This window comes from Amycolatopsis heterodermiae (assembly GCF_034929455.1).
Taxonomy (GTDB): Bacteria; Actinomycetota; Actinomycetes; order Mycobacteriales; family Pseudonocardiaceae; genus Amycolatopsis; species Amycolatopsis heterodermiae.
In genome coordinates, this window is sequence record NZ_JAYFSI010000029.1 from 1 (window position 1) to 26,287 (window position 26,287).

The 26,287-nt window shown below is 71.7% G+C and carries 19 protein-coding genes; 15 read left to right on the plus strand and 4 right to left on the minus strand.

From position 1 onward, the window contains the following. Positions 1-363 precede the first annotated feature (363 nt). The 10 genes from VA596_RS50300 to VA596_RS50345 all read left to right on the plus strand — a co-directional run bounded on the left by VA596_RS50300 (position 364) and on the right by VA596_RS50345 (position 13,362). Positions 364-1,635, plus strand: coding sequence for an ROK family transcriptional regulator (locus VA596_RS50300; RefSeq protein WP_323337933.1), 1,272 nt, complete (start codon positions 364-366; stop codon positions 1,633-1,635). Between the two features lie 61 nt (positions 1,636-1,696). Next, positions 1,697-2,806: an inositol-3-phosphate synthase gene (locus tag VA596_RS50305; protein ID WP_323337934.1), complete on the plus strand. Its 1,110-nt coding sequence runs from the start codon at positions 1,697-1,699 to the stop codon at positions 2,804-2,806. Then, positions 2,803-3,630, plus strand: a complete 828-nt coding sequence (locus VA596_RS50310) for an SCO3242 family prenyltransferase (RefSeq protein ID WP_323337951.1) — start codon at positions 2,803-2,805, stop codon at positions 3,628-3,630. The genes VA596_RS50305 and VA596_RS50310 overlap by 4 nt, the downstream gene beginning before the upstream one ends. Beyond that, positions 3,627-4,448: a sugar phosphate isomerase/epimerase family protein gene (locus VA596_RS50315; RefSeq protein WP_323337935.1), complete on the plus strand. Its 822-nt coding sequence runs from the start codon at positions 3,627-3,629 to the stop codon at positions 4,446-4,448. The genes VA596_RS50310 and VA596_RS50315 overlap by 4 nt, the downstream gene beginning before the upstream one ends. Beyond that, the gene (locus tag VA596_RS50320) at positions 4,445-4,990 is read left to right on the plus strand and encodes an EboA domain-containing protein (RefSeq protein WP_323337936.1); all 546 of its coding nucleotides are present in this window, start codon (positions 4,445-4,447) and stop codon (positions 4,988-4,990) included. The genes VA596_RS50315 and VA596_RS50320 overlap by 4 nt, the downstream gene beginning before the upstream one ends. After that, positions 4,990-5,841 (plus strand): TatD family hydrolase, encoded by an 852-nt coding sequence (locus VA596_RS50325; RefSeq protein ID WP_323337937.1) that lies wholly within the window; start codon positions 4,990-4,992, stop codon positions 5,839-5,841. Before VA596_RS50320 ends, VA596_RS50325 begins: the two co-directional genes overlap by 1 nt. Continuing rightward, positions 5,838-6,965, plus strand: coding sequence for a metabolite traffic protein EboE (gene eboE / locus VA596_RS50330; protein WP_323337938.1), 1,128 nt, complete (start codon positions 5,838-5,840; stop codon positions 6,963-6,965). Before VA596_RS50325 ends, eboE begins: the two co-directional genes overlap by 4 nt. Continuing rightward, a complete protein-coding gene (locus VA596_RS50335) occupies positions 6,962-8,332 on the plus strand; it encodes an alkaline phosphatase family protein (RefSeq protein ID WP_323337939.1) in 1,371 nt (456 codons plus the stop codon). Before eboE ends, VA596_RS50335 begins: the two co-directional genes overlap by 4 nt. A gap of 21 nt (positions 8,333-8,353) precedes the next feature. After that, positions 8,354-9,358 (plus strand): sugar phosphate isomerase/epimerase family protein, encoded by a 1,005-nt coding sequence (locus VA596_RS50340; RefSeq protein WP_323337940.1) that lies wholly within the window; start codon positions 8,354-8,356, stop codon positions 9,356-9,358. Between the two features lie 110 nt (positions 9,359-9,468). Next, positions 9,469-13,362: a carbohydrate-binding protein gene (locus VA596_RS50345; protein WP_323337941.1), complete on the plus strand. Its 3,894-nt coding sequence runs from the start codon at positions 9,469-9,471 to the stop codon at positions 13,360-13,362. Positions 13,363-13,428: 66 nt separating this feature from the next. Here VA596_RS50345 and VA596_RS50350 read toward each other — a convergent pair whose 3' ends face one another. After that, positions 13,429-14,160, minus strand: a complete 732-nt coding sequence (locus VA596_RS50350; protein WP_323337942.1) for an SDR family oxidoreductase — start codon at positions 14,158-14,160, stop codon at positions 13,429-13,431. 72 nt (positions 14,161-14,232) lie between these two features. Then, on the minus strand, positions 14,233-15,381 hold the full coding sequence (xylA, locus tag VA596_RS50355; RefSeq protein WP_323337943.1) for a xylose isomerase: 1,149 nt from the start codon (positions 15,379-15,381) through the stop codon (positions 14,233-14,235). A 98-nt stretch (positions 15,382-15,479) separates the two neighbouring features. On the opposite strand from xylA, the gene VA596_RS50360 reads away from it, so the two are divergent. Next, complete coding sequence (locus VA596_RS50360; protein WP_323337944.1) at positions 15,480-16,643, plus strand: ROK family transcriptional regulator; 1,164 nt, start codon at positions 15,480-15,482, stop codon at positions 16,641-16,643. Here VA596_RS50360 and VA596_RS50365 read toward each other — a convergent pair. Together VA596_RS50365 and VA596_RS50370 are read right to left on the minus strand one after the other, a co-directional pair. After that, entirely contained in the window at positions 16,631-18,022 is a 1,392-nt protein-coding gene (locus VA596_RS50365) for a galactose-binding domain-containing protein (RefSeq protein WP_323337945.1), read from the minus strand. The genes VA596_RS50360 and VA596_RS50365 overlap by 13 nt on opposite strands. 169 nt (positions 18,023-18,191) lie before the next feature. Next, positions 18,192-21,428, minus strand: a complete 3,237-nt coding sequence (locus VA596_RS50370; protein WP_323337946.1) for a S8 family serine peptidase — start codon at positions 21,426-21,428, stop codon at positions 18,192-18,194. A gap of 404 nt (positions 21,429-21,832) precedes the next feature. On the opposite strand from VA596_RS50370, the gene VA596_RS50375 reads away from it, so the two are divergent. The 4 genes from VA596_RS50375 to VA596_RS50390 form a co-directional block, all read left to right on the plus strand. Continuing rightward, the gene (locus tag VA596_RS50375) at positions 21,833-22,459 is read left to right on the plus strand and encodes a TetR/AcrR family transcriptional regulator (protein WP_323337947.1); all 627 of its coding nucleotides are present in this window, start codon (positions 21,833-21,835) and stop codon (positions 22,457-22,459) included. Further along, entirely contained in the window at positions 22,456-23,370 is a 915-nt protein-coding gene (locus VA596_RS50380; protein ID WP_410172005.1) for an ABC transporter ATP-binding protein, read from the plus strand. Before VA596_RS50375 ends, VA596_RS50380 begins: the two co-directional genes overlap by 4 nt. After that, complete coding sequence (locus tag VA596_RS50385) at positions 23,367-24,941, plus strand: ABC transporter permease (protein WP_323337949.1); 1,575 nt, start codon at positions 23,367-23,369, stop codon at positions 24,939-24,941. The genes VA596_RS50380 and VA596_RS50385 overlap by 4 nt, the downstream gene beginning before the upstream one ends. Before the next feature lie 233 nt (positions 24,942-25,174). Next, the coding region (locus tag VA596_RS50390; protein ID WP_323337950.1) for an amidohydrolase family protein at positions 25,175-26,287 on the plus strand (1,113 nt) is incomplete at its 3' end.

Consider the following 26,287-nt stretch of genomic DNA (forward strand, 5'->3'; position numbering starts at 1 on the left):
CCACCTTGAGGGACTCAGAGTCCCTCAAGGTGGCCTTCACGGACTTGCGGAAAGTTTCGTTGGGCCGCCCGACAATTGCGTGACGTGCGGGCGCAAGTGGTTGCGTGGCCGAGGAATCCGGCTTCGGCGTCCCGCTCAGCGGGGCACGGCGGAGGCTCTCGTTCGGCGGGGGGATTACGGCGGCCGCGCACCTTAACCCCTGCTCCATCCGTGGGACCCTTTTGCTGCCCAAGTCCGATAGTTTCGCTGGTCAGCTCGGTGTTTGCCGGTTTCGTCCCGCCGCGGCGGTTGGTTACCTCGTTGACCAGTTCGTTCCGTCGGACCTAATTTGTTGTCCCACCAGACGAACTGGGCGGTGTCGGCGTGGACTCCTCCTTCTCCCTCAAACCGGTGCGCCCGGCCGACCAGGCCGCGGTCCGCCGGACGAACCTCGCGTTGGTGCTGCGGCACCTGCGTGACGGGGGACCCCGGTCGCGGGCGGGCATCGCCGCCGACACCGGCCTGAACAAGGCGACCGTGTCGAGCCTGATCTCCGAACTGGTCGACCGCGGGCTGGCCCGCGAAGGCGAGCGCGAGCGGGCCGGTTCGGTCGGCCGTCCCGGCACGATCGTCGAGCTCGACGGCCGCGGGGTCGGCGGGATCGGCGTCGAGATCAACGTCGACTACCTCACCGCCCTCGCGCTCGACCTCACCGGCACCGTGCTGTTCGAGCAGCGCGTCGCGCTCGACGTGCAGGCCCTTCCCGTCGCGAAGGTGCTGGACGCCGGGGCCGAGCTGACCGCGCGGGCGCTGCGGGAGTGCCGCCGCCTCGGGGTCGTGCCGGCCGGGGTCACGGTGGGGATCCCGGCCCTCGTCGACGTCACGAGCGGGACCGTCGCCTTCGCGCCGAACCTGCACTGGACCGACGTCCCGGTCGTCCGCGGCATCACCGAACGGCTCACGCGGCGGCTCGGCCCGCCGGCGTTCCCGATCCGCACGGCCAACGACGCGAACCTCGGCGCGCTCGGCGAATACGCGATGGGCAGCGTCGCCGGGACCGCGGACCTCGTCTACCTGACCGGCGAGATCGGCGTCGGCGGCGGCGTGATCTCCGGGGGCCGCCTGCTCGGTGGCGCCGAAGGGTTTTCCGGCGAGATCGGGCACATCCAGCTCGACCCGGCCGGCCGGATCTGCGGCTGCGGGCGCCGCGGCTGCTGGGAGACGCTCGTCGGGCTCGCCGGGATGCTGCGGCTCGCCGCGTCGCCGAGCGACCCGGTGCACGACCCGTCCCTCGACCTCGAGCAGCGCCTCGACATGATCCGCCGCCGCGCCCAGCTCAAGGACAAGCGCACCCTCGACGCGCTCGCCCAGGTCGGCATCGGCCTCGGTGTCGGCGCGGCCGTGCTGATCAACGTCTTCAACCCGCGGGTCGTGCTGCTGGGCGGCTACTTCGCCCAGCTGGGCCCGTACCTGCTGGGCCCGATGATGAGCGAGCTCGAAACCCGGGTGATCGCGCCGCGCATCGGCGGCTGCCGCGTCGAGCTGTCCTGGCTCGGCTTCTCCGCGGCTTCGCGCGGCGGCGCGCACGTCGCGCTGCAGGCGGTGTTCGACGACCCGGCGCTGGTGCCGGCCGGCGCGGAAAGGGACAGCGGATGACCCTGCCGAGAAGACCGAGAGGAACCGCACGGCCCGTGTCACCCAACAGGGAGGGAAAACCATGGGGAAGATCGGTGTCTGGCTGATCGGGGCCCGCGGCTCGGTGGCCACCACGGCCGTCGCCGGGGCCGCGGCGATGCGCGCGGGGCTGACCGCGCGCACGGGGTGCGTGACCGAACTGCCGGACTTCGCCGGGGCCGAGCTGCCCGGCCTGGGTGACCTGGTCTTCGGGGGCCACGACGTCGTCGACACGCCGCTGGTCAAGCGGGCCGAGCACCTGGCGGCGGCGGGCGTGCTGCCGTCGACGCTGCCCGGCCCGGTCGCGGCCGACCTGGAGGCGGCCGAGGCCCGGCTGCGCCCGGCGCCGTCCGGGAGCGGACGCGAGGCCGCCGATCGGATCGTCGCCGACCTGACGGAGTTCCGGGAGGGTCTGGACCACGTCGTCGTGCTCAACGTCTCGTCGACCGAACCGCCGTGCACACCCCATCCGGCGCACGAATCCCTGGCCGCGCTGGAAGAGAACCTGGACGTCCTGCCGCCCAGCGCGTTGTACGCCTACGCCGCCTTCCGCGCGGGTTGTGGCTTTGTCGACTTCACGCCGTCCACCGGCGCCCGGCTGCCCGCGCTGGACGAGCTCGCGCGCACGGCCGGCCTGCCGTACGCGGGCCGCGACGGCAAGACCGGCGAGACGCTGCTGCGCTCGGTGCTCGCGCCGATGTTCGCCCAGCGCGCGCTGAACGTGCTGTCGTGGTCGGGCACCAACCTGCTCGGCGGCGGGGACGGCGCCACGCTCGCCGACCCGGGCGCGGCGTCGAGCAAGAACGCGTCCAAGCAGCAGGTGCTCGCGCAGAACCTCGGCCGCGACGTCGACGGCGAGGTGCACATCGACTACGTCCCGGCGCTCGGCGACTGGAAGACCGCCTGGGACCACGTGCTGTTCGAAGGGTTCCTCGGTGCCCGCATGACGCTGCAGCTCACCTGGCAGGGCTGCGACTCCGCGCTCGCCGCGCCGCTGGTGCTCGACCTCGCGCGGCTCACCGCCAAGGCCTGCCGCGACGGCGTCGCCGGACCGGTGGCCGAGTTCGGGTTCTTCTTCAAGGATCCCGTCGGGGACGGCCCGCACGACCTCGCGTCGCAGTACGCGGCCCTGCGCGAGTGGGCGCACCGGTGAAGGCGCTGGTCGAGCTCGTCCGCGCGCCCGCGGCGCTGACCGTGCCCGGGGACGCCGTCGCCGGGGCCGCCGCGTCGGGCTGGCCGTTCGGCCGCCGGACCCTGGCGCTGACCGGCGCGTCCGTCTGCCTCTACTGGGCGGGCATGGCGCTCAACGACTACGCCGACCGCCACCTCGACGCCATGGAACGGCCCGAGCGGCCGATCCCGTCCGGCCGGATTTCGCCGGGCACGGCGCTGGGCGTCGCCACCGGGCTCACCGCGGGCGGGCTCGGCATCGCCGCGGTGGCCGGGGGTAAACGCGCTCTGCGGGTGGCGTTGCCGCTGGCCGCGACCGTCTGGGCGTACGACTTCGTGCTCAAGGAGACCGTGTTCGGGCCGGTCGCGATGGCCGCCGCCCGGACCCTGGACGTCCTGCTCGGGGCGGGTGGCGCGCGGGCGGCTCTGCCCGCCGCGCTGACGGTCGGGGCGCACACGTACGCCGTGACGACGTTGTCAAGATCGGAGGTCACCGGGGCCAAGCCCGCCCTCCCCGCGGCGACCCTGGCCGCGACGGCCGGGGTGCGCATCGCCGCCGGGCGCGTCGGCCCGCTGGCCTCGGCGCTGCTCGGGACCTACGCCGTGACGACCGGGCGGGCGCAGTACGACGCCGTCCGCGACCCGAAGGCGCCGGTGATCCGGCGGGCGGTCGGCGCCGGGATCCACGGGATGATCCCACTGCAGGCCGGGCTGATCGCGCGGACCGGCGCGTGGCGCTCGGCGCTGGCCGTGGCCGCCGCGTTCCCGCTCGCGCGGGCGCTGAGCCGGAAGGTGTCGCCGACATGAGGTTCGGGTACGGCACCAACGGCTTCGCCAACCACCGCCTCGGCGACGCGCTGCGCGTCCTGGCCGACCTCGGGTACGACGGGGTCGCGCTGACGCTCGACCACCAGCACCTCGACCCGTTCGGCCCGGACCTCGCCCGCCGCGTCAGCGATGTCTCCGCGGACCTGGACCAGCTCGGGCTGGCCGTCGTCGTCGAGACGGGCGCGCGGTTCCTGCTGGACCCGTGGCGCAAGCACTCGCCGACGTTCCTCGACCCGGACCGGGCCGGGCGGATCGACTTCCTGACCCGCGCCGTCGGGATCGCCGCGGACCTCGGCGCCGAGGCCGTCTCGTTCTGGAGCGGGAACAAGCCCGCCGATCTGTCCACAGAGGACGCCTGGGACCTCCTGGTCGCGGGCTGCTCGGACGTCCTCAAGGCAGCCGACGACCACGACGTCAAGCTCGGCTTCGAACCGGAGCCGGGAATGCTCGTCGAGGACCTCGACGGCTACTTCGAGCTGGCACGACGGCTCGGTGACCCGGAGCGGTTCGGGCTGACGCTGGACATCGGGCACTGCCGGTGCAACGAGTCGGCGCCCGTGCCCGACTGCGTCCGCCGCGCCCTGCCGCGGCTGGTGAACGTCCAGATCGACGACATGCGCCGGGGCACGCACGAGCACCTGGAGTTCGGCCAGGGGGAGATCGACTTCCCGCCGGTGCTGGAAGCGCTGTCGCCGTATCCCGGGCTGGTCGCCGTCGAACTGCCGCGCGACAGCCACGCGGCCCCGCGGATCGCCCGCGAGTCCCTGGAGTTCCTGCGGAAGGCGGTGGCGGGGTGAACGCCTGGCTGGACGAAGCTCTGAGCAAGGTCGCCACCGACGCGTCGGCGTTGCGCACGCTGTTCCCCGGTGTCGGCCGCCGGGTCGGCCGGGGCCCGTCGGACGTCCCGGGCTGGACGGTCGATGACGTCGCTCGGGTCCGGCTGCTCGAAGCCGCGCCCGGTGCAGCCACCGAGATGCCGGACCTCTACCGCTACGGCGACGCCGCCGAGAAACGGGCCGTCCTCCGTGGACTGTCCGTAGTGGACACCGGCGACGCCGGGCTGGCGCTGGTCGCGGACGCGCTGCGCACCAACGACACCCGGCTCGTCACGGCCGCGATGGGGGAGTACGGCGCCACGCACCTGGACGACTCCGCCTACCGCCACGGCGTGCTCAAGTGCGTCTTCATGGGGATTCCGCTGGCGGACATCGCCGGGCTGGACCGCCGGACCGACGAGGAGCTGCTGCGCATGATGCGGTCGTTCGCCGCCGAGCGCACCGCCGCGGGCCGCGACGTGCCCGCCGACCTCCTCCCGCTGCTGAACGGACAGGACGCCTGATGCGCATCTTCGACCCGCACATCCACATGAGCTCCCGGACCACCGGCGACTACGCGGCGATGCACGACGCCGGCGTCCGCGCGCTCGTCGAGCCGGCGTTCTGGCTGGGCCAGCCCCGCACGAACGTCGGCAGCTTCACCGACTACTTCGACGCGCTGGTCGGCTGGGAGCCGTTCCGCGCTAGCCAGTACGGCATCGCCCACCACTGCACGATCGCGCTGAACCCCAAGGAGGCCAACGACCCCCGCTGCGCGCCCGTGCTCGACCTGCTGCCGCGCTACCTGGAGAAGGACGGCGTGGTCGCGGTCGGCGAGATCGGCTACGACTCGATGACCGCCGAGGAGGACAAGGCGTTCGCCGCGCAGCTGGCCCTGGCGATCGACCACGACCTGCCCGCGCTCGTGCACACCCCGCACCGCGACAAGGCGGCCGGGACCGAGCGCAGCATCGCCGTCGTCCGCGAGTCGGGGATCGCACCAGGGCGGGTCGTGCTCGACCACCTCAACGAGGTGACCGTCGCGATGGTCAAGGACTCCGGCTCCTGGCTGGGGTTCTCGATCTACCCGGACACCAAGATGGACGAAGAGCGGATGGTCGCGATCCTGCGCGAGTACGGGACCGAGAAGGTGCTGGTGAACTCCGCGGCCGACTGGGGCAAGAGCGATCCGCTCAAGACCCGCAAGACCGGCGACGCGATGCTGGCCGCCGGGTTCAGCGAAGACGACGTCGACCTCGTGCTGTGGCGTAACCCGGTCGAGTTCTACGGCCAGAGCGGGCGGCTCGACCTGGAAAGCGCGACGCCGGCCGCCGAGTTCGCGGGCAACTCGATCCTGCGAGGGGCGCGCAAGTGAGGTTCCGGCATCGCGACGGCACGCTCGTCCACCTCGCCTACTGCACCAACGTGCACCAGGCCGAGGACCTCGGCGGCGTGCTCACCCAGCTGGCCCGCTTCGGCGAGCCGGTGCGGGAACACCTGGGCGTGGACCGGCTCGGGCTCGGCCTGTGGCTGGCCCGGCCGGTGGCTTCCGAGCTGGTGGCGGACCCGGCCGCGGTGTCCTCCTTGAAGGCCGAACTGGCCGCGCGCGGCCTGGAGGTCGTGACGCTCAACGGGTTCCCGTACCAGGGTTTCCACGATCCGGTCGTCAAGCACAAGGTCTACCGGCCGGACTGGTCGACGCCCGAGCGGACGCGGTACACGCTCGACCTGGCCCGGCTGCTGGCCGAGCTGCTCCCGGAGGACGCCGTGCGCGGCAGCGTCTCGACGGTGCCGCTCGGCTGGCGCACCGCATGGCGGGACGACGGCGGGCAGCTCGACCTGCTGGCCAAGGGCCTGGCGAAGCAGGACCGCCCGGTGCGGGTGGCGTTCGAGCCGGAGCCCGGGTGCGTCATCGAGACCACCGCACAGGCGGCGTCGCTGCTGTCCGAAGTGGACAAAGACTGGCTGGGTGTCTGCCTCGACACGTGCCACCTGGCGGTGGGGTTCGAGGATCCGGCCGCCGCGCTCGGGCGGCTCGACGCGGCCGGGCTGGACGTCGTCAAGCTCCAGGCGTCGGCCGCGCTGGAGGCCCCGAACCCGGCCGATCCCGCGACCCGGAAGGCACTGGAGTCCTTTGTGGAGTCACGGTTCCTGCACCAGAGCAACGAAGGAGCGCCACCGGGGGCCGACGACCTCGATCTCGCGCTGGCCGGGGAGCTGCCCGGCGAGGCGCCGTGGCGGGTGCACTTCCACGTGCCGCTGCACGCCGACCCGGCGCCGCCGCTGACGTCCACCCGGCCCGTGCTGGCGGCGACCCTGGCCGAGCTGTTCGGCGGCGCGGCCGCGCGCACCGACCACGTCGAGGTCGAGACCTACACCTGGCAGGTGCTCCCGGACGCACCGGCCGACGACGCCGGGCTCGTCGCGGGCATCGCCGCCGAACTGGACTGGACCCGGCGACAACTGATCACCCTGGGCTTGGAAGAGGTCTCCCGATGAGCTTGCTGGTCTTGGACGTCGTGGGGTTGACACCGCGGCTGCTCCCGCACATGCCGAACCTGCGCAAGATGGCCGAACCCGGCTTCACCGCGCAGCTCGACACCGTGTTCCCGGCGGTGACCTGCTCGGTGCAGTCCACGTTCCTCACCGGCCTGCAGCCGGCCGGGCACGGCATCGTCGGCAACGGCTGGTACTTCCGCGACCTCGGCGAGATCTTCCTCTGGCGCCAGCACAACAAGCTGGTCCAGGGCGACAAGTTCTGGGACGCGGCCCGCCGCGCGCAGGCCGGGCATCGCGTGGCGAACGTCTGCTGGTGGTACGCGATGGGCATGGACGTCGACCTCACGGTCACGCCGCGGCCGATCTACCACGCCGACGGCAAGAAGTCCCCGGACGCCTACACCCACCCGCCGCAGCTGCACGACCGGCTGGTCGGCGCCCTCGGCGAGTTCCCGCTGTTCACCTACTGGGGCCCGACCGCGGCGATCACGTCGTCGAAGTGGATCATCGCCGCGGCTCAGAAGATCCTGGCCGAGGACCGGCCCGACACCACCCTGGTCTACATCCCGCACCTGGACTACGACCTCCAGCGCTTCGGCCCGGACGCGCCGCAGGCCGCAGCCGCCGCCCGGGATATCGACGCGGCGTTGAAACCGCTGCTCGATCAAGCGGCCGCGGGTGGGCACACCGTGGTCGCGCTGTCGGAGTACGGCATCACGAACGCGAGCCGACCGGTCGACATCAACCGGGCGCTGCGCCGTGAGGGCCTGCTGAACGTGTACGTCCAGGCGGGGATGGAGTACCTCGACCCGTGGACGTCACGGGCGTTCGCGGTGGCCGACCACCAGGCCGCGCACGTCTACGTCGCCGACCCGGCGGACGTCCCGCGGGTGCGGGCCATCGTCGCCGGACTGTCCGGTGTGGACGTCGTGCTCGATCGTGCGGAGCAAGCGAGCATCGGGATCGACCACGAACGGGCCGGTGAGCTGGTCGCGATCGCCGAACCGGACGCCTGGTTCACGTACTACTACTGGCTGAGCGACGACCGCGCGCCGGACTTCGCGAAGACCGTCGAGATCCACCGCAAGCCCGGTTACGACCCGGCCGAGCTGTTCTTCGACCCGCACGACCCGGCGGTCAGTTTGAAGGCGGCGTCCGCACTCGCCCGCAAGAAGCTCGGCCTGCGGTACTCGATGCAGGTCGTCCCGCTCGACCCCGCACCGGTGAAGGGCAGCCACGGCCGGCTGCCCGACGCACCCGAAGACGGACCGGTGCTGCTCTGCTCGGACCCTGCGTTCGCGCGCGAAAAGGTCCACGCCACCGAAGTCAAGGAGCTGCTGCTCGCGGCGGCTGTCCGTACCGCATAACCGAATTCAGGAGGCCAGGACATGGCACGACCGTTGACGCTGTTCACCGGGCAGTGGGCCGATCTTCCGTTCGAGGAGGTGTGCGAGCTGGCGAGCGGCTGGGGCTACGAGGGGCTCGAGATCGCCTGCTGGGGCGACCACTTCGAGGTGGACCGGGCCGTCGCCGAGGAGGGCTACGTCCAGTCCAAACTGGACACACTGGCCAAGTACGACCTCAAGGTGTGGGCGATCTCGAACCACCTGCTCGGCCAGGCCGTCTGCGACCACCCGATCGACGAGCGGCACGAGGCCATCCTGCCCGCCCGGATCTGGGGTGACGGCGAGGCCGAGGGCGTCCGGCAGCGGGCGGCGGAGGAGATGAAGACCACCGCCCGGGCCGCGGCGAAGCTCGGGGTGTCCACTGTGGTCGGTTTCACCGGCTCGTCGATCTGGCACACGGTGGCGATGTTCCCGCCGGTGCCCCCGTCGATGATCGAGCGCGGGTACGCCGACTTCGCCGATCGCTGGAACCCGATCCTGGACGTCTTCGACGAGGTCGGCGTGCGGTTCGCCCACGAGGTGCACCCGAGCGAGATCGCCTACGACTACTGGAGCACCGTCCGGACGCTGGAGGCGATCGGCCACCGCGAGGCGTTCGGGCTGAACTTCGACCCGTCCCACTTCGTCTGGCAGGGCCTCGACCCGGCCGGGTTCCTCTGGGACTTCAAGGACCGCATCTACCACGTCGACTGCAAGGAGGCCCGCAAGCAGCTCAACGGCCGCAACGGCCGGCTCGGCTCCCACCTCCCGTGGGCCGACCCCCGCCGCGGCTGGGACTTCGTCTCCACCGGCCACGGCGACGTCCCGTGGGAGGACGTCTTCCGCATGCTCAACGCCATCGGCTACGACGGCCCCATCTCGATCGAGTGGGAGGACGCCGGCATGGACCGCCTGACCGGCGCGCCCGAGGCCCTGGAGTTCGTCCGCAAGCTCAACTTCACCCCACCCACGGCGGCGTTCGACGCCGCGTTCTCCTCGAAGAAGTAACCCCGCAGCTTCTGCGTTAACGGGTGACCGCCAGCCCCGTCGGAAGGTGATCGAAAGCGGCTTCGCGCCAACCCGGGGCGAAGCACGCTCAAAATCAGGAAGGATCCAGCATGACGCACCCTTCCCCAAGGTCCCCTGCGAAGTGGACCAGGCTGTTCGGCACCGCGCTCCTGGGCGCCGGCCTCCTGCTCACCATCGACGCTCCCGCCAGAGCCGACATCCCCGCGGCCGACTACCAGCAGGTCGCGCTGGCCACCGGCGCGGCCGAGCTCGGCGAGGCGATGTCGCTCGCCGTGCTCCCGGACCGCTCGGTCGTGCACACCTCCCGCGACGGCACCGTCCGCGTCACCACCGCGGCCGGCGCGACGTCCGTCGCGGCCAAACTGAACGTCTACACCCACGACGAGGAAGGCCTCCAGGGTGTCGCCGCGGACCCCGGCTTCGCCTCCAACCGCTACATCTGGCTGTACTACTCGCCACGACTGTCCACACCGGACGGTGACGCGCCGACCGACGGCACCGCCGCCGACTTCGCGCCGTTCAAGGGCGAGCTGCACCTGTCGAGGTTCGTCCTCAAGACGGACAACACCCTCGACCTGGCCAGCGAAAAGGTCGTCATGGCCGTGCAGAACGACCGCGGCCAGTGCTGCCACGTCGGGGGTGACATCGATTTCGACGCCTCCGGCAACCTCTACCTGACCACCGGCGACGACACGAACCCGTTCTCCTCCGACAGCTACTCGCCGATCGACGAGCGGACCACGCGCAACCCGCAGTTCGACGCGCAGCGCTCGTCCGGCAACACGAACGACCTGCGCGGCAAGCTGCTGCGGATCCACCCGCAGGCGGACGGGACGTACACGATCCCGTCGGGCAACCTGTTCGCGCCGGGCACCGCGAGCACCCGCCCGGAGATCTACGCGATGGGCTTCCGCAACCCGTTCCGGATGAGTGTCGACAAGGCGACCGGCGTCGTCTACCTCGGTGACTACGGCCCGGACGCCGGGGTCACCGACGCCAACCGCGGGCCGCAGGGCCAGGTCGAGTTCGACCGGATCACCGGGCCGGGCAACTTCGGCTGGCCGTACTGCACCGGCTCGAACACGACGACCGAGACGTACAACCACTACACGTTCCCGAGCGGGCCGTCCGGCGCGAAGTACGACTGCGCGGGCGGGCCGACCAACTCCTCGTTCCGCAACACCGGTCTCGCCAAGCTGCCGGTGCCGAAGGCGGCGTGGATCAAGTACGCCGGGGACGAGGGCTCGCCGCCGGAGTTCGGCAGCGGCTCGGAGTCGCCGATGGGCGGGCCGGTCTACCGCTACGACGCCAGTTCGACGTCCACGGTCAAGTTCCCGCAGTCGCTCGACGGCAAGTTCTTCGCCGGGGAGTACGGGCGCAAGTGGATCAAGGCGGTCACCGTCAACGCCGACGGCAGCCGCGGCACGATCGACAACTTCCCGTGGACCGGCACCCAGGTCATGGACATGGCGTTCGGCCCGGACGGCGCGCTCTACGTCCTCGACTACGGCACGGGCAGCGACAACCAGGCGCTGTACCGGATCGAGTACCTGGCCGGCACGAACCGCAACCCGGTCGCGAAGGCCGCGGCCGACAAGACATCCGGGGCGAACCCGCTGACCGTGAACTTCTCGTCCGCGGGCAGCAGCGATCCCGAAGGCGGCGCCCTGACCTACCGCTGGAACTTTGGCGACGGCCAGACGTCGACCGCCGCGAACCCGGCGCACACCTACACCACCAACGGGACGTACTCACCGAGTCTCACGGTGACCGACCCGGCCGGCCTGACCGGCACCGCGAGCCTGGTCGTCACGGTCGGGAACACCGCGCCGACGGTGCACCTGACCACCCCGGCCGACGGCCAGCTGTTCTCCTTCGGCGACACCGTGCCGTTCCAGGTGACCGGCAGCGACCCGGAGGACGGGGCGCTGGACTGCTCGAAGGTCAAGGTCACGTACTTCCTGGGCCACGACAGCCACCAGCACCAGATCACGCAGCAAACCGGGTGCAGCGGCTCGATCGCCGTCCCGGTGGACGGTGAGCACGACGCCGCGGCGAACATCTTCGGCGTCTTCGACGCGCAGTACACCGACAACGGCGGCCTGGTCTCGCACAGCGTCAGCAAGCTGCAGCCGCGGCACCGCCAGGGTGAGCACTTCTCGGCGCAGTCCGGGATCCAGCTCGCCGACCACGGTTCGGCCGAGGGCGGCCGCACGGTCGGGTACACCGACAACGGCGACTGGATCTCGTTCGCGCCGTACGCGCTGGGCAACGCGACGTCGATCAGCGCGCGGGTGTCCTCGGGTGGTCCGGGTGGCACGCTGGAGGTGCGCGCGGGCTCGCCGACCGGCACCCTGCTCGGGTCGGCCGCGGTCGCCAACACCGGTGACTGGGACACGTTCCAGAGCGTGACGGCCAATCTCACGAACCGGCCGTCCGGGACGACGACGCTGTACCTGGTGTTCAAGGGCGTCACCGGGCAGGGCAACCTGTTCGACCTGGACTCGTTCAACTTCACCACCGCGGCCCAGTCGGGAGCGGTCGAAGGCGAGTCGTTCACGTCCGGGTCCGGCGTCCAGGTCGCCCCGCACGCGGCGGCGAGCGGCGGCAACACCCTGGGCTACATCGAGAACGGCGACTGGGCCGGGTACGCCTCGGTGAGCACGTCGGGCGCGCGGACGTTCACCGCGCGGGTGTCCTCGGCCGGTCCGGGCGGCACGATCGAGATCCGGTCCGGCTCGGCGACCGGGACCCTGCTGGGTTCGGTGGCGGTGCCTTCGACGGGCGACTGGGAGGTCTTCCAGAACGTCACGACGTCGGTGACCGGCGGCTCCGGGCCGTTGTTCCTGGTGTTCCGCGGCGGCACGGGGTCCCTGTTCGACGTCGATTCGTTTAGCCTGGGCACCATGCCGACCCAGGTGGATCCCGCGTACAACGTGCTGGTGTTCTCCAAGACGGCCGGGTTCCGGCACGACTCGATCCCCGCGGGGATCCAGGCGATCAAGGAACTGGGCACGGCCAACGGCTTCGGCGTCACGGCGACCGAAGACGCGTCCGTGTTCACGGCTTCCTCGCTGGCCGGGTACAAGGCGGTCGTGTTCCTGTCGACCACCGGTGACGTGCTGGACGCGACGCAGCAGGCGGCGTTCGAGTCCTATGTGAACGGTGGCGGCGGGTACCTCGGCATCCACGCCGCGGCCGACACCGAGTACGACTGGCCGTGGTACGGGCAGCTCGTCGGGGCGTGGTTCAAGAGCCATCCGGCGATCCAGTCGGCCCGGTTCGTCACCGAGGACAGCACCCACCCGGCGACGGCGCACCTGCCGGCCGTCTGGACCCGCACGGACGAGCTGTACAACTACCGCACGAACCCGCGCGGGCAGGTGCACGTCCTGCAGACGCTGGACGAGTCCAGCTACACCGGCGGCGAGATGGGCGCCGACCACCCGATCACGTGGTGCCACCCGCAGGGCGGCGGCCGGGCGTTCTACACCGGTCTCGGCCACACGATCGAGTCCTATTCGGACAGTACCTTCCGGACGGAGCTGGTCGGCGGGATCCGGTACGCCGCGGGAGTCGTCGCCGCGAACTGCGGTGCCCCTCCGGCGGGGTCCACGGTGGAGGGTGAGTCGTTCACGTCGGGCTCGGGCGTGCAGATCGCGTCCCACGCGCCGGCGAGCGGCGGCCAGACGCTGGGCTACATCGAGAACGGCGACTGGGCCGGGTACGCCTCGGTGAGCACGGCGGGGGTCACGCGGTTCAGCGCGGTCGTCTCGTCCGCGGGCGCGGGCGGCACGATCGAGATCCGCGCGGGCTCGGCGACCGGCACCCTGCTGGGCACGGTCACGGTGCCCAACACGGGCAGCTGGGAGACGTTCCAGACCGTCTCCACCACAGTGTCGTCCGGCACCGGCCCGCTGTTCCTGGTCTTCAAGGGCGGCGCAGGTTCCCTGTTCGACATCGACACCCTGACGGTGTCGTAGCAAGTCCGTGAAGGCCACATTGAGGGACTCAGAGTCCCTCAATGTGGCCTTCACGGCACGTCGGGGTCAGGGGAGCCAGCCGCCGGTGAAGCCGAAGAACTGGCCCGTCACCGGGGTGGACTTGCCTGAAGCGAGGAACGCGATCAGGGCGCCCATCTCGTCCTGCTGGCCCAGGCGCTGGAGCGGGACCTCCTTGGCGACCGTCGCGCGCAGGTCGGCGTCGGACTCCCAGAGGCCCGGCGGGAAGTACGTCGGGTTCTCGAACCAGTTGGGGCCGATCGCGTTGAGCTGGATGTTGTGCTCGCCCAAGGCCTTGGCCGCCGCGGTCATCATCGTGGTGGCCGCGGCGCGGGCCGAGCTGTAGAGGACCGCGGTGGCGAGCGGGCGGACCGCGACCGCCGACGTCATCAGGATGATCCGGCCGCCCCCGCCCGCCTTCATCGCCGGGGTGGCGGCCTGGATCAGCTCGAACGGCCGGTACACCAGCTCGCGCATGAGGTACTCGAGGTCGCTGAGCGGCGCGCCCTCGAACGGGTTCTGGACCGCGGCGGGCGGGACGTAGTCGTTGCTCACCACGACCTCGACGCTCCCGTGTTCGCCCGCGGCGGCGAAGACCGCCGCCGGGTCCTGCTCGGCGATCGGCGTGAGGCCGGGGTTCTCGGCGGCGAACTTGCCGCGCACGTCGGCGTCGGTGAACGTCTCGTCGTGGCAGACCACGCGGAACCCGTCGGCGGCGAGCGCCGTCGCGCCGGCGGGACCCGCGTACTGCGTCACGTTGGTGACCAAGGCGACTGTCATGCGGGTGATCGTAAGCAGCGGAACAGCGGCGCGGGGCCGCCGAACGGAGTCCCGTCCGGCGGCCCTTCGGCGTCAGCGGACGCCGAGGAGGTGCTCCAGGGCCAGCTGGTTGAGGTGCGTGAAGTGGTAACCGCGCGCCGCGGCCGTGTCCAGGTCGAAGTCGTCCTTCTGCAGGTCGTCCAGGGACTCGCCCGGGGCCAGCGTCGGCGTCGACAGGTCCGGGACGCGGGACGCCGCCAGGGCCTCCACGACCTCCGGGTCGGCGCGGAACCTGCGGGACTTCTCCTTCAGGATCAGGTAGGTCCGCATGTTCGCGGCCGCCGAGACCCAGACGTCCGCGGGGTCCTCGGTGCGCAGCGGCTTGTAGTCGAAGTGGCGCGGGCCCTCGTAGCCGCCGTTCTCCAGCAGGTCGACCAGGAAGAACGCGCTCTTCACGTCGCCGTGGCCGAAGATCAGGTCCTGGTCGAACTTCGGGCCGTGCTGGCCGTTGAGGTCGATGTGGAACAGCTTGCCCTGCCACAGCGCCTGCGAGATGCCGTGCACGAAGTTCAGCCCGGCCATCTGCTCGTGCCCGACCTCCGGGTTGAGCCCGAACAGCTCCGGCCGTGCGAGCTGCGAGATGAAGCCCAGCGCGTGCCCGATCGTCGGCAGCAGGATGTCGCCGCGCGGCTCGTTCGGCTTCGGCTCGAGCGCGAACCGCAGCGGGTAGCCCTTCTCGACGACGTACTCCGCGAGCGCGTCGAGGCCCTCCTTGTACCGGTCGAGCGCCGCGCGGACGTCCTTCGCGCCGTCGGACTCGGCGCCCTCGCGGCCGCCCCAGACGACGTAGGTCTCCGCACCCAGCTCGGCCGCCAGGTCGATGTTGCGCCGCACCTTGCGCAGGGCGTACCGGCGGACGTCACGGTCGTTGCTGGTCAGGCCGCCGTCCTTGAACACCGGGTGGGTGAACAGGTTCGTCGTCGCCATCGGCACCTTGAGCCCGGTCTCGGCGAGCGCCTTGCGGAACCGCTCGATCGCCTTGTCGCGGTCGGGTTCGGTGGCCAGCAGGTCGTCGTCGTGGAACGTCACCCCGTAGGCACCCAGCTCCGCCAGCCGGTGCACGCTCTCCACCGGGTCCAGCGCCGGCCGCGTCGCGACCCCGAACGGGTCGTTCGCCGGCCAGCCCACGGTCCAGAGGCCGAAGGTGAACTTGTCGGCCGCCTGGGGGGCGTAGTCGTCCATGACTGTCCCTTCATTTAGTTCACGTTGTAGACTAAATAGTGCGCCGCGGGGTCCCGGGCGTCAAGAGCCCGGATAGAGTGCTCGGCAGGAGGGACACGATGACCCAGGCCGTGCGGCACGACTCGATGCGGGCCCGCAACCTCGAGGTCGTGCTGGGCGAGGTCAGCCGCAACGGCCCGCTGACCAGGGCCGCACTGGCCGAGCTGACCGGATTGACCAAGTCGACCGTGTCCAAGCTGGTCGGCGACCTGGTCGACGCCGGGCTGCTGGCCGAAACCGGGCCCGCCCGCGCGGGTGAACGCGGCCGGCCGGGGGTGGACGTCGTGTTGAGCGGCGCCCGGATCGCGTCGCTGGGCCTGGAGATCAACGTCGACTACCTCGCCGTGCGGGTGCTCGATCTCACCGGCGCCGTCCGCTTCGCCGCCCGCCGCGACCGCGACAACCGCGGCTCCCGGCCGAAGAAGGTCCTGGCCGAGCTGCAGGCCCTCGCCGAGGAGGCGATCACCGAAGGACGCCGGCTCGGGCTCGACCTCGCGGGCGCGGTGCTCGCGGTGTCCGGCCCGGTCGGCGACGGCGTCCTGTTCAGCGCCCCCAACCTCGGCTGGCAGGACGTCCGCGCGGCGGACCTGCTGCGCCTGCCCGTCCCGGTCGAGCTGGACAACGAAGCGAACCTCGCCGCGCTCGGCGAGCTCTGGTACGGCGGCGGCGAGCGCGACTTCCTGTACGTCTCCGGCGAAGTCGGCATCGGCGCGGGCCTGGTCGTCAACGGCGAGCTGTTCGCCGGGCCCCGCGGGCTGGCCGGCGAGCTTGGCCACGTCGTCGTGGCCCCGGACGGCCCCGCGTGCCGCTGCGGCGGGAGCGGCTGCCTGGAGACCTACGCCGGCCAGGAAGCGTTGCTGGCGGCCGGAAGGACGTCGACGGTGGCCGACCTGCTGGCCGGCCTCGACCGCGGCGACCAGGTGGCGCTGGACGCCTGCGCCGCGGCGGGCCGGGCCCTCGGCGTCGCCTTGACGTCGGCGGTGAACCTCCTCGACCTCGACCACATCGTGCTCGGCGGCGTGTTCACCCCGCTGTACCCGTGGCTGGCGGAGTCGGTGGCCGGAGTTCTGGCCGCACGCCTGGGTGGCCTCCGGGCCGCGCCGCCGGTGCTCACGGCGTCACGGCTGGGTGGTGATGCCGCAACGCTCGGAGCGGCGGGGCGGGTGGTGCATCGGGTGCTCGCGGATCCGGCGCCGTTTCTGGTGCGGGCTCAGGAGGCGTAGGCCTCCACTTCGGACAGTTGCCCGGCGGGCCAGCCGGTGTTCCCGCTGAAGGTGAGCTTGAGCGTTCGTTGCGCCGGGATCGTGAGCGTCACACTGTTGCCGGTCGCCGGGTCGAACACGTACCCCGCCGGCGCGCCGCCGTTCACCGCGATCGTCTGGGTGCGACGGCCCCACACGGGCGGCAGCTTCAGCACCAGCCGGCCGGCCGTGGCGCCCGCGCCGAGGTCCACCGTCAGCGTCTGCGGGAACGCGTTGTTCGTGCTTTCCCAGTAGCTGCCCGCGTTCCCGTCCACCGCGTTGCCCGGCGGGAAGCCGCCCTGCGAGCCGCTCGCGGAGACGGTCTTGCCGAAAGCCAGGTTGACCGGTGCCGGTGGGGGACCGCCGAGCTGTGCGGCCCAGTAGCGCGTCCGGTCCAGGTAAGCGGTTTCCGACGCCGCACCGGAAGTCCCGTAGGCGCCTGCGAAAGTCTCGTAGGCCGACGACGGCGGGGACGAGCGGGCCGGTTCGATGATCGAGCCCTCGTGCCACTCGTTGAACGACGTCACCGAAACCCAGTCGGCGTTCGAGGAAAGCGCGTTCTGCCATTCGCGGTCGTAGGTGGCGCCGTTGTCGCGGCTCAGGGTCGGGGTCGTGTTGCCCGGCACGGCGCGGTCGTCGTTGTAGCCGGGACCGACCGAAGGGGCCCACACCAGGCCGTTCGCGTCGCAGTAGGCGCTCGCGTCGCGCCAGCCCGGGGCCGTCGCGCCGGCGATCGCGTCGTAGGTGTACATCCCGCCGAAATGGGCGACCTTGCTCGTGTCCGTGGTCTGGGCCAGCACGATCGCCGACGAGCGCACCTGGTCCAGTGCCGTCCAGTCGGTGATGCGCAGGCTTTCGAAGACGTAGAACGCGCCGCGGCCGCCCTCGCGGTAGAACGCGGGGCTCGCACCGTAACGGCTGGTCAGGTACCCGATATCGGCCACTGTGGACGATGCCGTTCGCCCGCTGTACGGCTCCAGGTGCCAGGCGACCTTGATCCCGTGCCGGGCCGCGGCTTCGAGCACGCCGGCGGCCAGACCGTCCTCATAGGACCCCTGACCCCACCAGCTGTAGACGATCACCCCGGCGCCGGACTGCTCGATCCACCGCATGTGCTGCTCGACCGCACCGGAGAAGTCGCCGGAGTCGTACGGGCCGAGCGACGGGTAGAAGTTCGCGCCGATGTCGGCGGGCGGGGTGTGACCGCCCTGGTCCCAGTGGCGGTACGCGCCGCCGCTGTTGCCGTACCAGGGGTAGTAGAACAGGTGGGTCCGGGTCGAGAGCGCCGCGGCGTGCGCGATCCCCGGCACCGTGGCGGCCAGGAGCAGGAGCGCGGCGAAGAACGTCGAAATCCGTCGCATGGGGACCCTCTCGGGAGGTTCGGGGTGTTCCAGACCATACGGACGCCCCGCGAAATCCCGCAACACCTCAACGCACATACGCAAAATTGCGTCGGAAACCCACCAGGAAACCCACCGGGAAAGCGAAAACCGCCCCGGGCGAACCCGGGGCGGTTTCCGTTGAGCGGGACTAGCTCACCGAGTTGACCAGCACCAGCGAGCTGCCGACCGTGACACCGGTGTCGGTCTTCACCGTCAGCTGGCCGCGCAGGGTGCGCCCGGCCGCCGGGGGCGCGGTCACGGTCACCGTGCCCGGCACCGTCCACGAGCTGCCCGACGCGTGCGCCGCGACCGGGTCGGTCACCGCGACCGAACCGAACGCCGGGTTGGTGAACACGTCGAGGTAGTCGTACTCGGTGGTGCCCGACGGCACCGCGTACCCGTCGACCAGGGCGACCCAGATGCCGGCCGCGGGGTTGGCCACGGTCACCGACTCTTCGGAGTCACCGTCCGCGCTCACCGCCGCCTGCACGCAGGAGCCGGTGGTGCAGTTGTAGAGCACCAGGTCCAGGTCGGCGCCGACGTCGGACGTCCGGCCGATGGTGGCGGTCAGCGAGGTCGAGCCCGCCGTCACCGGGATCTGGTACTGCTGCTGCGCGCCTTCGGCGATGCTCGGCCGCGACGTTTTCGCGCTGCCCAGCGTGCCGCCGGTCAGCTGGCCGGTGAACGCGCCGAGCGTGTTCGTCACGGTGTAGGACCGCGCGATCGGCGTGTTCAACGTGGCGGACGCGATCGTGTCCGGGTTCGGCGAAACCGTCGTGCCCAGCACCGAAGCGCTCAGCTTGTACGCCGCACTGTCCACATCGGACGTCCGGCGCGCCTCGACGACGATCTCCCAGACCCCCGGCTGCGGGTTGGCGAACGTCCGGCTGGTCGGCGTGCCGCCGGGGCAGCCCGCACCCGCGTCCGGCAGGTAGCAGTACGTCGTGGACGTGCTCGCCTCGGCCGGGACACCGGTCGGGTCGTAGCGCAGGAACCGCACCTGGCCCTTGCCCTTGGCGCCGCCGCCGGCGTCCAGGTCCACCTTCAGCGCGCTGGCGCCCTGCGGCACCTTCACGAAGTAGCTGGTCGCCTGGTTGCGGGCGATCTTGCCGGACACGTCGACCTGGTAACCCTTGGCGGCGGTGAACTCCTGCGGTGCGAAGACCGTGTTGAGGGTCTGCACGTCGATGCCGACGGTCAGCGGGTTGTCCAGGTACAGCAGCGCCGAGTGCACGCCGGCGTTCTTCGGGTTCACCTTGACCTGGAAGGTCACCGGCTTGTTCAGCGGCACCACGACGGTGCCGGCCGAGGAGAACGTGCCGTCGTCGCCGACCCACCGCGCGAAGTAGAGCACCGGGCCGGCCGAGCCCGACGTCCGCGTGATCGTGTACGTGCGGGTGTAGGCCTTGCCCGTGGTCACGCCCTCGCGGTCGTGGATGCCGACGCCGGTGTTCGGCGTGGCCAGCAGGTTCGACTGCACCGTGTGGACCTCGACCGACGTCGAGACGGCGTCCGGCTTCGGGTTGAGCGACAGTGCGACGAACGCGGCCGGGACGTTGAACAGGCCCGCGCCCTGGGCGTAGGCGCCGATGCCCGGCACGAACCGCGCGGTCGACTTGATCGCCGAGCGCAGCTGCGCGACCGGCGGCCGCTGGCCGTTGTGCGTCGCCTTGTACGCGCTCACCAGCAGGGCGGCCGCACCGGTCGCCTGGGGCGACGCCATCGACGTGCCCTGCAGCATCGCGTAACCGGCCGGCAGGCTGTACGTGCCGGCGACCGGGCCCGGCGCCTCCCAGCGCGGGGTGGTCGAGATCGCCGCGCCGGGCGCGACGATGTCCGGCTTGAAGCCACCGTCTTCACGCGGGCCGCGCGAGGAGAACGGGTGCATCGACTCGGGCGCCTGGGTCTTCGAACCGTAGTCCGCGAGCCAGGTCTCCTTGGTGATGTACGAACCGACCGAGATCGCGTCCGTGGCCACCGACGGGTCGCCGACGGTGTTCGCCCCGGCGCCGCTGTTGCCGGCCGAGATGAAGATCTGGACGTTGTACTCGGCGATCGTGCGGTTGTAGAGCTCCGCGCGGGCGTTGTTGCCGTCGTTGAGCGACGGCAGGCCGCCGATCGAGATGTTGATGACGTCCGCGCCGTGGCTGGCCGCGTAGACGACGCCGTCGAGCAGGCCGCTCGAGGTGCAGGCCGCGCCGGTGAGGCAGACCTTGACGGCCAGGACCTTCGCGCCCGGGGCCGCGCCGTCCATCTTGCCGCCGAACAGGTCGTTGCCGGTGGCGATGCCCGCGACGTGCGAGCCGTGCTCGGCGCCGGCGATGCCGATGCCGACGAAGCCCGGCTTGTCGGTCTGGACGACGAAGGCCATCCGCTCGGCGATGTCGGTCGCCGGGTTGTCCGTGCCGAAGTAGCCGACGTCGTAGTTGGTCTTGTAGTCGGTCATCGGCTTCTCGTCGGTGAAGTCACCGTTGCCGTTGAGGTCGACGCGGACCTGCTTGGTCGCCGGGTCGAGCAGCACGCCCCAGGAGTCGGCGCGGTCGCCGTCGCGGTTGATGTCACCGCCGGTCTCGCTGTCGGCGGCACCGAGGTCGCCCGCGGTCTCGCTGAACGTGCCGAACGTGTACGGGCCGCCGGTGGCTGGCGCCGTCCAGGTCTTGCCGTTCGCGGTGAAGGTGCCGGTGTAGGTCTGCGCCGACTGCGCGACCCAGGTGCCGTCACCGGAGTTGGTGGCGTTGGCGTTGTACCAGTCGACGATCTTGCGCTCGCCGTGGCTGGTCTTCGCCAGGGCGGGGGTGTCGAGGTCGACGCCGGAGTCCAGCACCGCGACCGTGGTGTCCTTGCCGTCCCAGTTGGGCAGGACCTGGCCGAACTGCGCGGCGTAGGTGTCACCGGTCGGGAGGTAGGGGTTCACGCGCGGCGTGTTCTTCCCCGGCGCGGGCTGCGGAGCCGGATCGGCCGCGCCCTCGGGCTTCGGGTCGTCGCGCACGATGAGGCCGTCGACGTCGACGGCGTTCACCGACTTGAGCTTGGCGGCCTTGCCGGCGTTGCCGGTCGGGATGCTCACCTTGACGTAGTCGAGCTTCGTGTCGGTGGACTGGACGACCCCGCCGAGCGCCTTGAGCTCGTTCACGGCGGCGCCGGTCTGGCCCTTCTCGGCCGCGACCAGCAGGGTCACGTCGGGTTTGCCGGCCTTCTCGGCCTCGGCGACGAGCGTGCGGTCGTGCGCGTCGAGGGCCTTGCTGTCGTCGGCGGTCCCGGCGGTGAGCGGGGCCTGCTGGGCGGACGCCACCGGAACGGCGATGCCGAGGACGGAGGCGCCGAGAGCGGTGGCGAGGACGGTGATCCCGGCCCGCCGCCTCCAGCTGGATCTGAGCTGTGTCACTACGTGAGCCCTTCGTGAAGTGATGCGTGCCAGCAGTACACATCGCGGGATGATCCGCAGCAATAAGACAGTTAGCCCATCACCCGCAATTGGTTGCGGGCCGAATGGCCTAACGTGATCACCGGTTGGGCGGCAACGGGATGTTCCGCTCAGAGGTCATTCGCCCACCTTGCTATATGCGCGTATAGCGCGCTACATTCACGTATAGGAGTTTGGAGGAGGGGAAGCCGTTGAGCAGGGGGATCTCGTCCGGCTGACGGAACGGCCCGGCGTCGAAGACGGCGCCGGCGGCGTCCGGCCCCGGCCGCGCCACGCCGTGGACGGGGCACACGACGGCCGGACGGCGAGCCGCGTGCGTACATAACGATCTGCCTGCTCGACCCTGCGCATCCGGGAGTTGCTCCATGACCGACCGTCCGCCGCCCGAAGACCTCACCGCGCGGGCCCGGATCCGCGACGCCGCCATCCGCCTGTTCACCGAACGCGGCATGGAGAAGACGTCGATCCTGGACATCGCGCAGGCCGCCGGGGTCTCCGGCGGCCTGATCCGGCACCACTTCGGCTCCAAGGACGGCCTGCGCAAGGCGTGCGACGCCCACGTCTTCGACGAGCTGGTGCGCTTCAAGGAGGAGATGCTGGAGAAGGGGCACGCGAACCCCGGCTTCATCCCGACCTTCGACGCCCGCCAGCTGCTGTTCCGGCGTTACATGGGCCGCGGCATGATCGACGGCTCCGACGCCGCCGCCGAGCAGTTCCGCGAGATCGTCGACGGCACCGAGCAGTACTTCCGCGAGACCGGGCTCGACGTGCCCGACCCGCGGGCCGCCGCCGCCGCGCTCGCCGGCATGACCGGCGGGCTGATGATCCTGCAGGACCACATCGCGCGGGCGCTCGGCGAGGAGCCGGGCACCCACGAGGCGATGCTCCGCATGATGGCCGCCGCCGGGCACCTCTTCACCAGCCCGCTCGCCACCCCCGAAGTGCTCGAAAAGGCCCGCGCCGCGCTGGCCAAGTACCCCCGAAAGGAATGACGATGGCCGAAGCGATCACCGCCGACGGCCTCACCAAGGCGTTCGGCCGGACGAAAGCCCTCGACGGGCTCGACCTGACCGTCCACACCGGCGAGGTGCACGGGTTCCTCGGACCCAACGGCGCCGGCAAGACCACCACGATCCGCGTCCTGCTGGGGCTGATGCGGGCCGACGGCGGCCGCGCCACCCTGCTCGACGGGAACCCCTGGACCGACGCGACCGAGCTGCACAAGCGCCTCGCGTACGTGCCCGGTGACGTCACCCTCTGGCCCAACCTCACCGGCGGCGAGGTGATCGACCTGCTCGGCCGGCTGCGCGGCGGGCTCGACGCCGGGCGCCGGGACGCGCTGGTCGAGCGGTTCGACCTCGACCCGCGCAAGAAGGGGCGGACGTACTCCAAGGGCAACCGGCAGAAGGTCGCGCTGGTCGCCGCGCTGGCGTCCGATGTGGAGCTGCTGGTGCTCGACGAGCCGACGTCCGGGCTGGACCCGCTGATAGAGGAGGTCTTCCGCCAGGTGATCGAGGAGGAGCGCGAACGCGGCGGCCGGACCGTGCTGCTGTCGTCGCACATCCTCTCGGAGGTCGAGGCACTGTGCGACCGCGTCACGATCATCCGCGCCGGCCGGACCGTCGAGTCCGGCACGCTCGACGAGCTGCGGCACCTGGGCCGCGTCACCATCGACGCCTCGCTCGAGCGGGTCCCGGCGGATCTGGCGTCCCTGCCCGGGATCCACGACCTGAGCACGTACGGCTCGCACGTCCACCTCTCGGTCGACCAGTCCGCTTTGGACGGTGTGATGCGGCACCTGGCCGACGCCGGGCTGCGGAACCTGGTGAGCCGGCCGCCGACGCTCGAGGAGCTGTTCCTGCGTCACTACCAGCACGACGAGCCCGTCGGAGCGCCGCGATGACCGGCACCTGGTCGCTGCTGCGGCTGGTGCTGCGCCGCGACCGGCTGCTCATGCCGCTGTGGATCGTCTTTCTGGCGCTCGCGCCGATGGGCTACCTGTCGTCGATCAAGGCGGCTTACCCGGACGCCGCCGCGCGGCAGCACTTCTACGACCTCAACGCCACCAGCGCGACGTTCGTGGTCCGCAACGGCCCGCTGTACGGCTCCTCCGTCGGCGAGCTGCTGACCTGGCAGTGCGGGTTCGTCCCGGTCGTCGTCGGGCTGATCGCGCTGCTCACCGTCGTCCGGCACACCCGGACCGAGGAGGAGGCGGGCCGCCGGGAGCTGACCGGGGCGACCGCCGTCGGACGGCACGCCGGGCTCGTCGCCGCGGTGCTCGCCGCGTACGGCGCGTGCCTGGTCCACGGCCTGCTGGTCGCCCTCGGCGTGGCGGCGCAGGGGGTTCCGGTGGCCGGGGCGCTGGCGCTGGGTCTCGGGTTCACCCTGACGGGCTGGGTCTTCGCCGGGGTCGGCGCGGTTGCCGCGCAGCTCACCTGGGGCGCGCGCGGCGCGCGGGGCATCGGGATCGGCGGGCTGGTGCTGGCGTTCCTGCTGCGCGCGGCCGGGGACAGCAGCGCGACGACCGGTGGATCGGCGGGCTGGCTCGCGTGGCTGTCGCCGATCGGCTGGGCGCACCGGCTGCGGCCGCTCGCGGGGGAGCGGTGGTGGGTGCTGCTCCTGGGGGTCGTTTCGACTGGGCTTCTCTTGGCCGCTGCGGTCGGGCTCTCGGCCCGGCGTGACCTCGGCGCGGCGCTGCTGCCCGCGCGGCTCGGGCGTCCGGCGGCCAAGGCGTCGCTGCGCTCGCCGCTGGCGCTGGCCTGGCGGCTGCAGCGGGGGACGCTGCTGGTCTGGATCGTCTGCCTGGCGCTGGTCGGGCTGCTGATGGGCGGGGTCGCGCAGAACGTCGCGGACCTGGTGCGGGACAACAAGGCCGTCGCCGACGTCTTCGCCCGGCTCGGCGGCGGTGGCGCGGTGATGGACGCGTACCTGGCCGGGACGATGACGTTGTTCGGCCTCGCGGCGGCGGGTTACGCGGTGCAGGCGACGCTGAAACTGCGTGCTGAAGAGGCGGCGGGCCGGGCGGAACCGGTGCTGGCCACGGCGGTCGGCCGGCTCGGCTGGGCGGCGGCGCACCTGGTGTTCGCGCTGCTGGGCTCGGCGTTCGTGCTGGCGGTGACGGGACTGGCGACCGGCGTGGCGTACGGCGACGGCGCGCGCTTGGTCCCCGCGGCGCTGGCCCAGCTGCCCGCGGTCTGGGTCCTGGCGGGCCTGGCGGCGGCGTTGATCGGCTTCCTGCCCCGCTTCGCGGCGGCGGCCTGGGGCCTGCTGGGCGCGTTCCTGCTGCTGTCCCTGGTCGGCACCGCTTTGCGGTGGAACGACGTGGTGCTGGGAATCTCGCCGTTCGCGCACCTGCCACGCCTGCCCGGCGGCACGTTCTCGACGACCCCGCTGCTCTGGCTGGTCCTGATCGCCGCGGCCACCGGCGCCGGCGGCCTGGCCGCCCTGCGCTGCCGCGACATGCCCGTGGGCTAAAGCCGTGAAGGCCACATCGAGGGACTCAGAGTCCCTCGATGTGGCCTTCACGGACTTCGGCGGCAACCGAGGGAGTCGAACCCTGCGCGGCTTGTGAAGGCGGCGCCCATGGACCGGCCCTGACCCTTCGGCGGGCGACGGCTGCCATCTCTTACAACGGTAGTTGGTACCCAGGTATTTCCCATCTCACGCTGTGCTTCACCCGACCGTGACCCGCCTGGCAAGGTAGGGCCATGGACGATCTTCTGCTGCGCCGCGTGCGCCCGGGACTCGGCGGCGAGCTCGCGGACGTGCGCGTGACCGACGGCCGTGTCACCTCGATCACGGCACCCGGGTCGGACGGCTTCGCGGCGCGGATCGTCGACGGCCACGGCGGCACGCTGCTGCCCGGCCTGGTCGACGCGCACGTCCACCTCGTGCAGTGGGCGACGTTCCGGCGCCGGATCCCGCTGGAAGCCGCGCGGTCGGCGGGGGAGGCGGTCGAGCTGCTGCTGGCGCACCTGCTGGCGACGCCGTCCCAGCCGTCGGAACTGGTCGTGGGCGCGGGTTTCCGCGACGCGCTCTGGCCGGACGAGCCGCACAAGGACCTGCTGCAGCGCGCGCTGCCCGGGCGCGCGGTGGCGTTGTTCAGCGCGGACCTGCACACGCTGTGGCTCAGCCCGGCGGTGCTGAAGCTGATCGGGCGGGAGCACCCGACGGGGGTGCTGCTGGAGAACGACTGCATGAGCGCGACGGCCCAGCTGCCGAGCGCCGCCGTCGACGTCCAGGACCAGTGGGTCGCCGAAGCCGTGCGCGCGGCGGCCGCGCGCGGGGTGACCCGGCTCGTGGACTACGAGTACGCCGACACCGTCACGGATTGGACGCGACGGCTTTCGCTCGGCCCGCCGTCGGCCCGGATCTCCTGCGTCATCGCGCGGTACCTGCTGGAGCAGGCCGTCGAACGCGGCCACCGCACCGGCGACGTCCTCCCGGATTCGGGCGGGCTGCTGACGGTCGGCCCGTTCAAGCTGTTCGTCGACGGCTCCCTGAACACGCGCACGGCGTACTGCCACGACCCGTACCCGGGCGGGGATTCGCTGGGGCTGCTGGAACTCCCGCCGGGCGAGCTGGTGCCGTTGCTGCGCCGGGCGTCGTCGCAGGGCCTGGTCCCGGCCGTCCACGCGATCGGCGACCAGGCCAACACGATCGCCCTGGACGCGTTCGAGGAGGCCGGCTGCGCGGGCCGCATCGAGCACGCCCAGCTGCTCTCGCCCGCGGACGTCGAGCGGTTCGCCGCCCTCGGCGTCGTGGCGGCGGTCCAGCCCGCCCACCAGCCGGACGACCGTGACGTCGCGGACCGCCACTGG

Bases quoted from the DNA above. Each gene is read 5' to 3' on its own strand.
- VA596_RS50350 (WP_323337942.1), bottom strand. From the start codon at position 14,160: ATGACAGTCGCCTTGGTCACCAACGTGACGCAGTACGCGGGTCCCGCC.
- VA596_RS50340 (WP_323337940.1), top strand. From the start codon at position 8,354: ATGGCACGACCGTTGACGCTGTTCACCGGGCAGTGGGCCGATCTTCCG.
- VA596_RS50315 (WP_323337935.1), top strand. From the start codon at position 3,627: ATGAGGTTCGGGTACGGCACCAACGGCTTCGCCAACCACCGCCTCGGC.
- VA596_RS50325 (WP_323337937.1), top strand. From the start codon at position 4,990: ATGCGCATCTTCGACCCGCACATCCACATGAGCTCCCGGACCACCGGC.
- xylA (WP_323337943.1), bottom strand. From the start codon at position 15,381: ATGGACGACTACGCCCCCCAGGCGGCCGACAAGTTCACCTTCGGCCTC.
- VA596_RS50385 (WP_323337949.1), top strand. From the start codon at position 23,367: ATGACCGGCACCTGGTCGCTGCTGCGGCTGGTGCTGCGCCGCGACCGG.
- VA596_RS50345 (WP_323337941.1), top strand. From the start codon at position 9,469: ATGACGCACCCTTCCCCAAGGTCCCCTGCGAAGTGGACCAGGCTGTTC.
- VA596_RS50375 (WP_323337947.1), top strand. From the start codon at position 21,833: ATGACCGACCGTCCGCCGCCCGAAGACCTCACCGCGCGGGCCCGGATC.
- VA596_RS50335 (WP_323337939.1), top strand. From the start codon at position 6,962: ATGAGCTTGCTGGTCTTGGACGTCGTGGGGTTGACACCGCGGCTGCTC.
- VA596_RS50365 (WP_323337945.1), bottom strand. From the start codon at position 18,022: ATGCGACGGATTTCGACGTTCTTCGCCGCGCTCCTGCTCCTGGCCGCC.
- VA596_RS50305 (WP_323337934.1), top strand. From the start codon at position 1,697: ATGGGGAAGATCGGTGTCTGGCTGATCGGGGCCCGCGGCTCGGTGGCC.
- VA596_RS50380 (WP_410172005.1), top strand. From the start codon at position 22,456: ATGACGATGGCCGAAGCGATCACCGCCGACGGCCTCACCAAGGCGTTC.
- VA596_RS50360 (WP_323337944.1), top strand. From the start codon at position 15,480: ATGACCCAGGCCGTGCGGCACGACTCGATGCGGGCCCGCAACCTCGAG.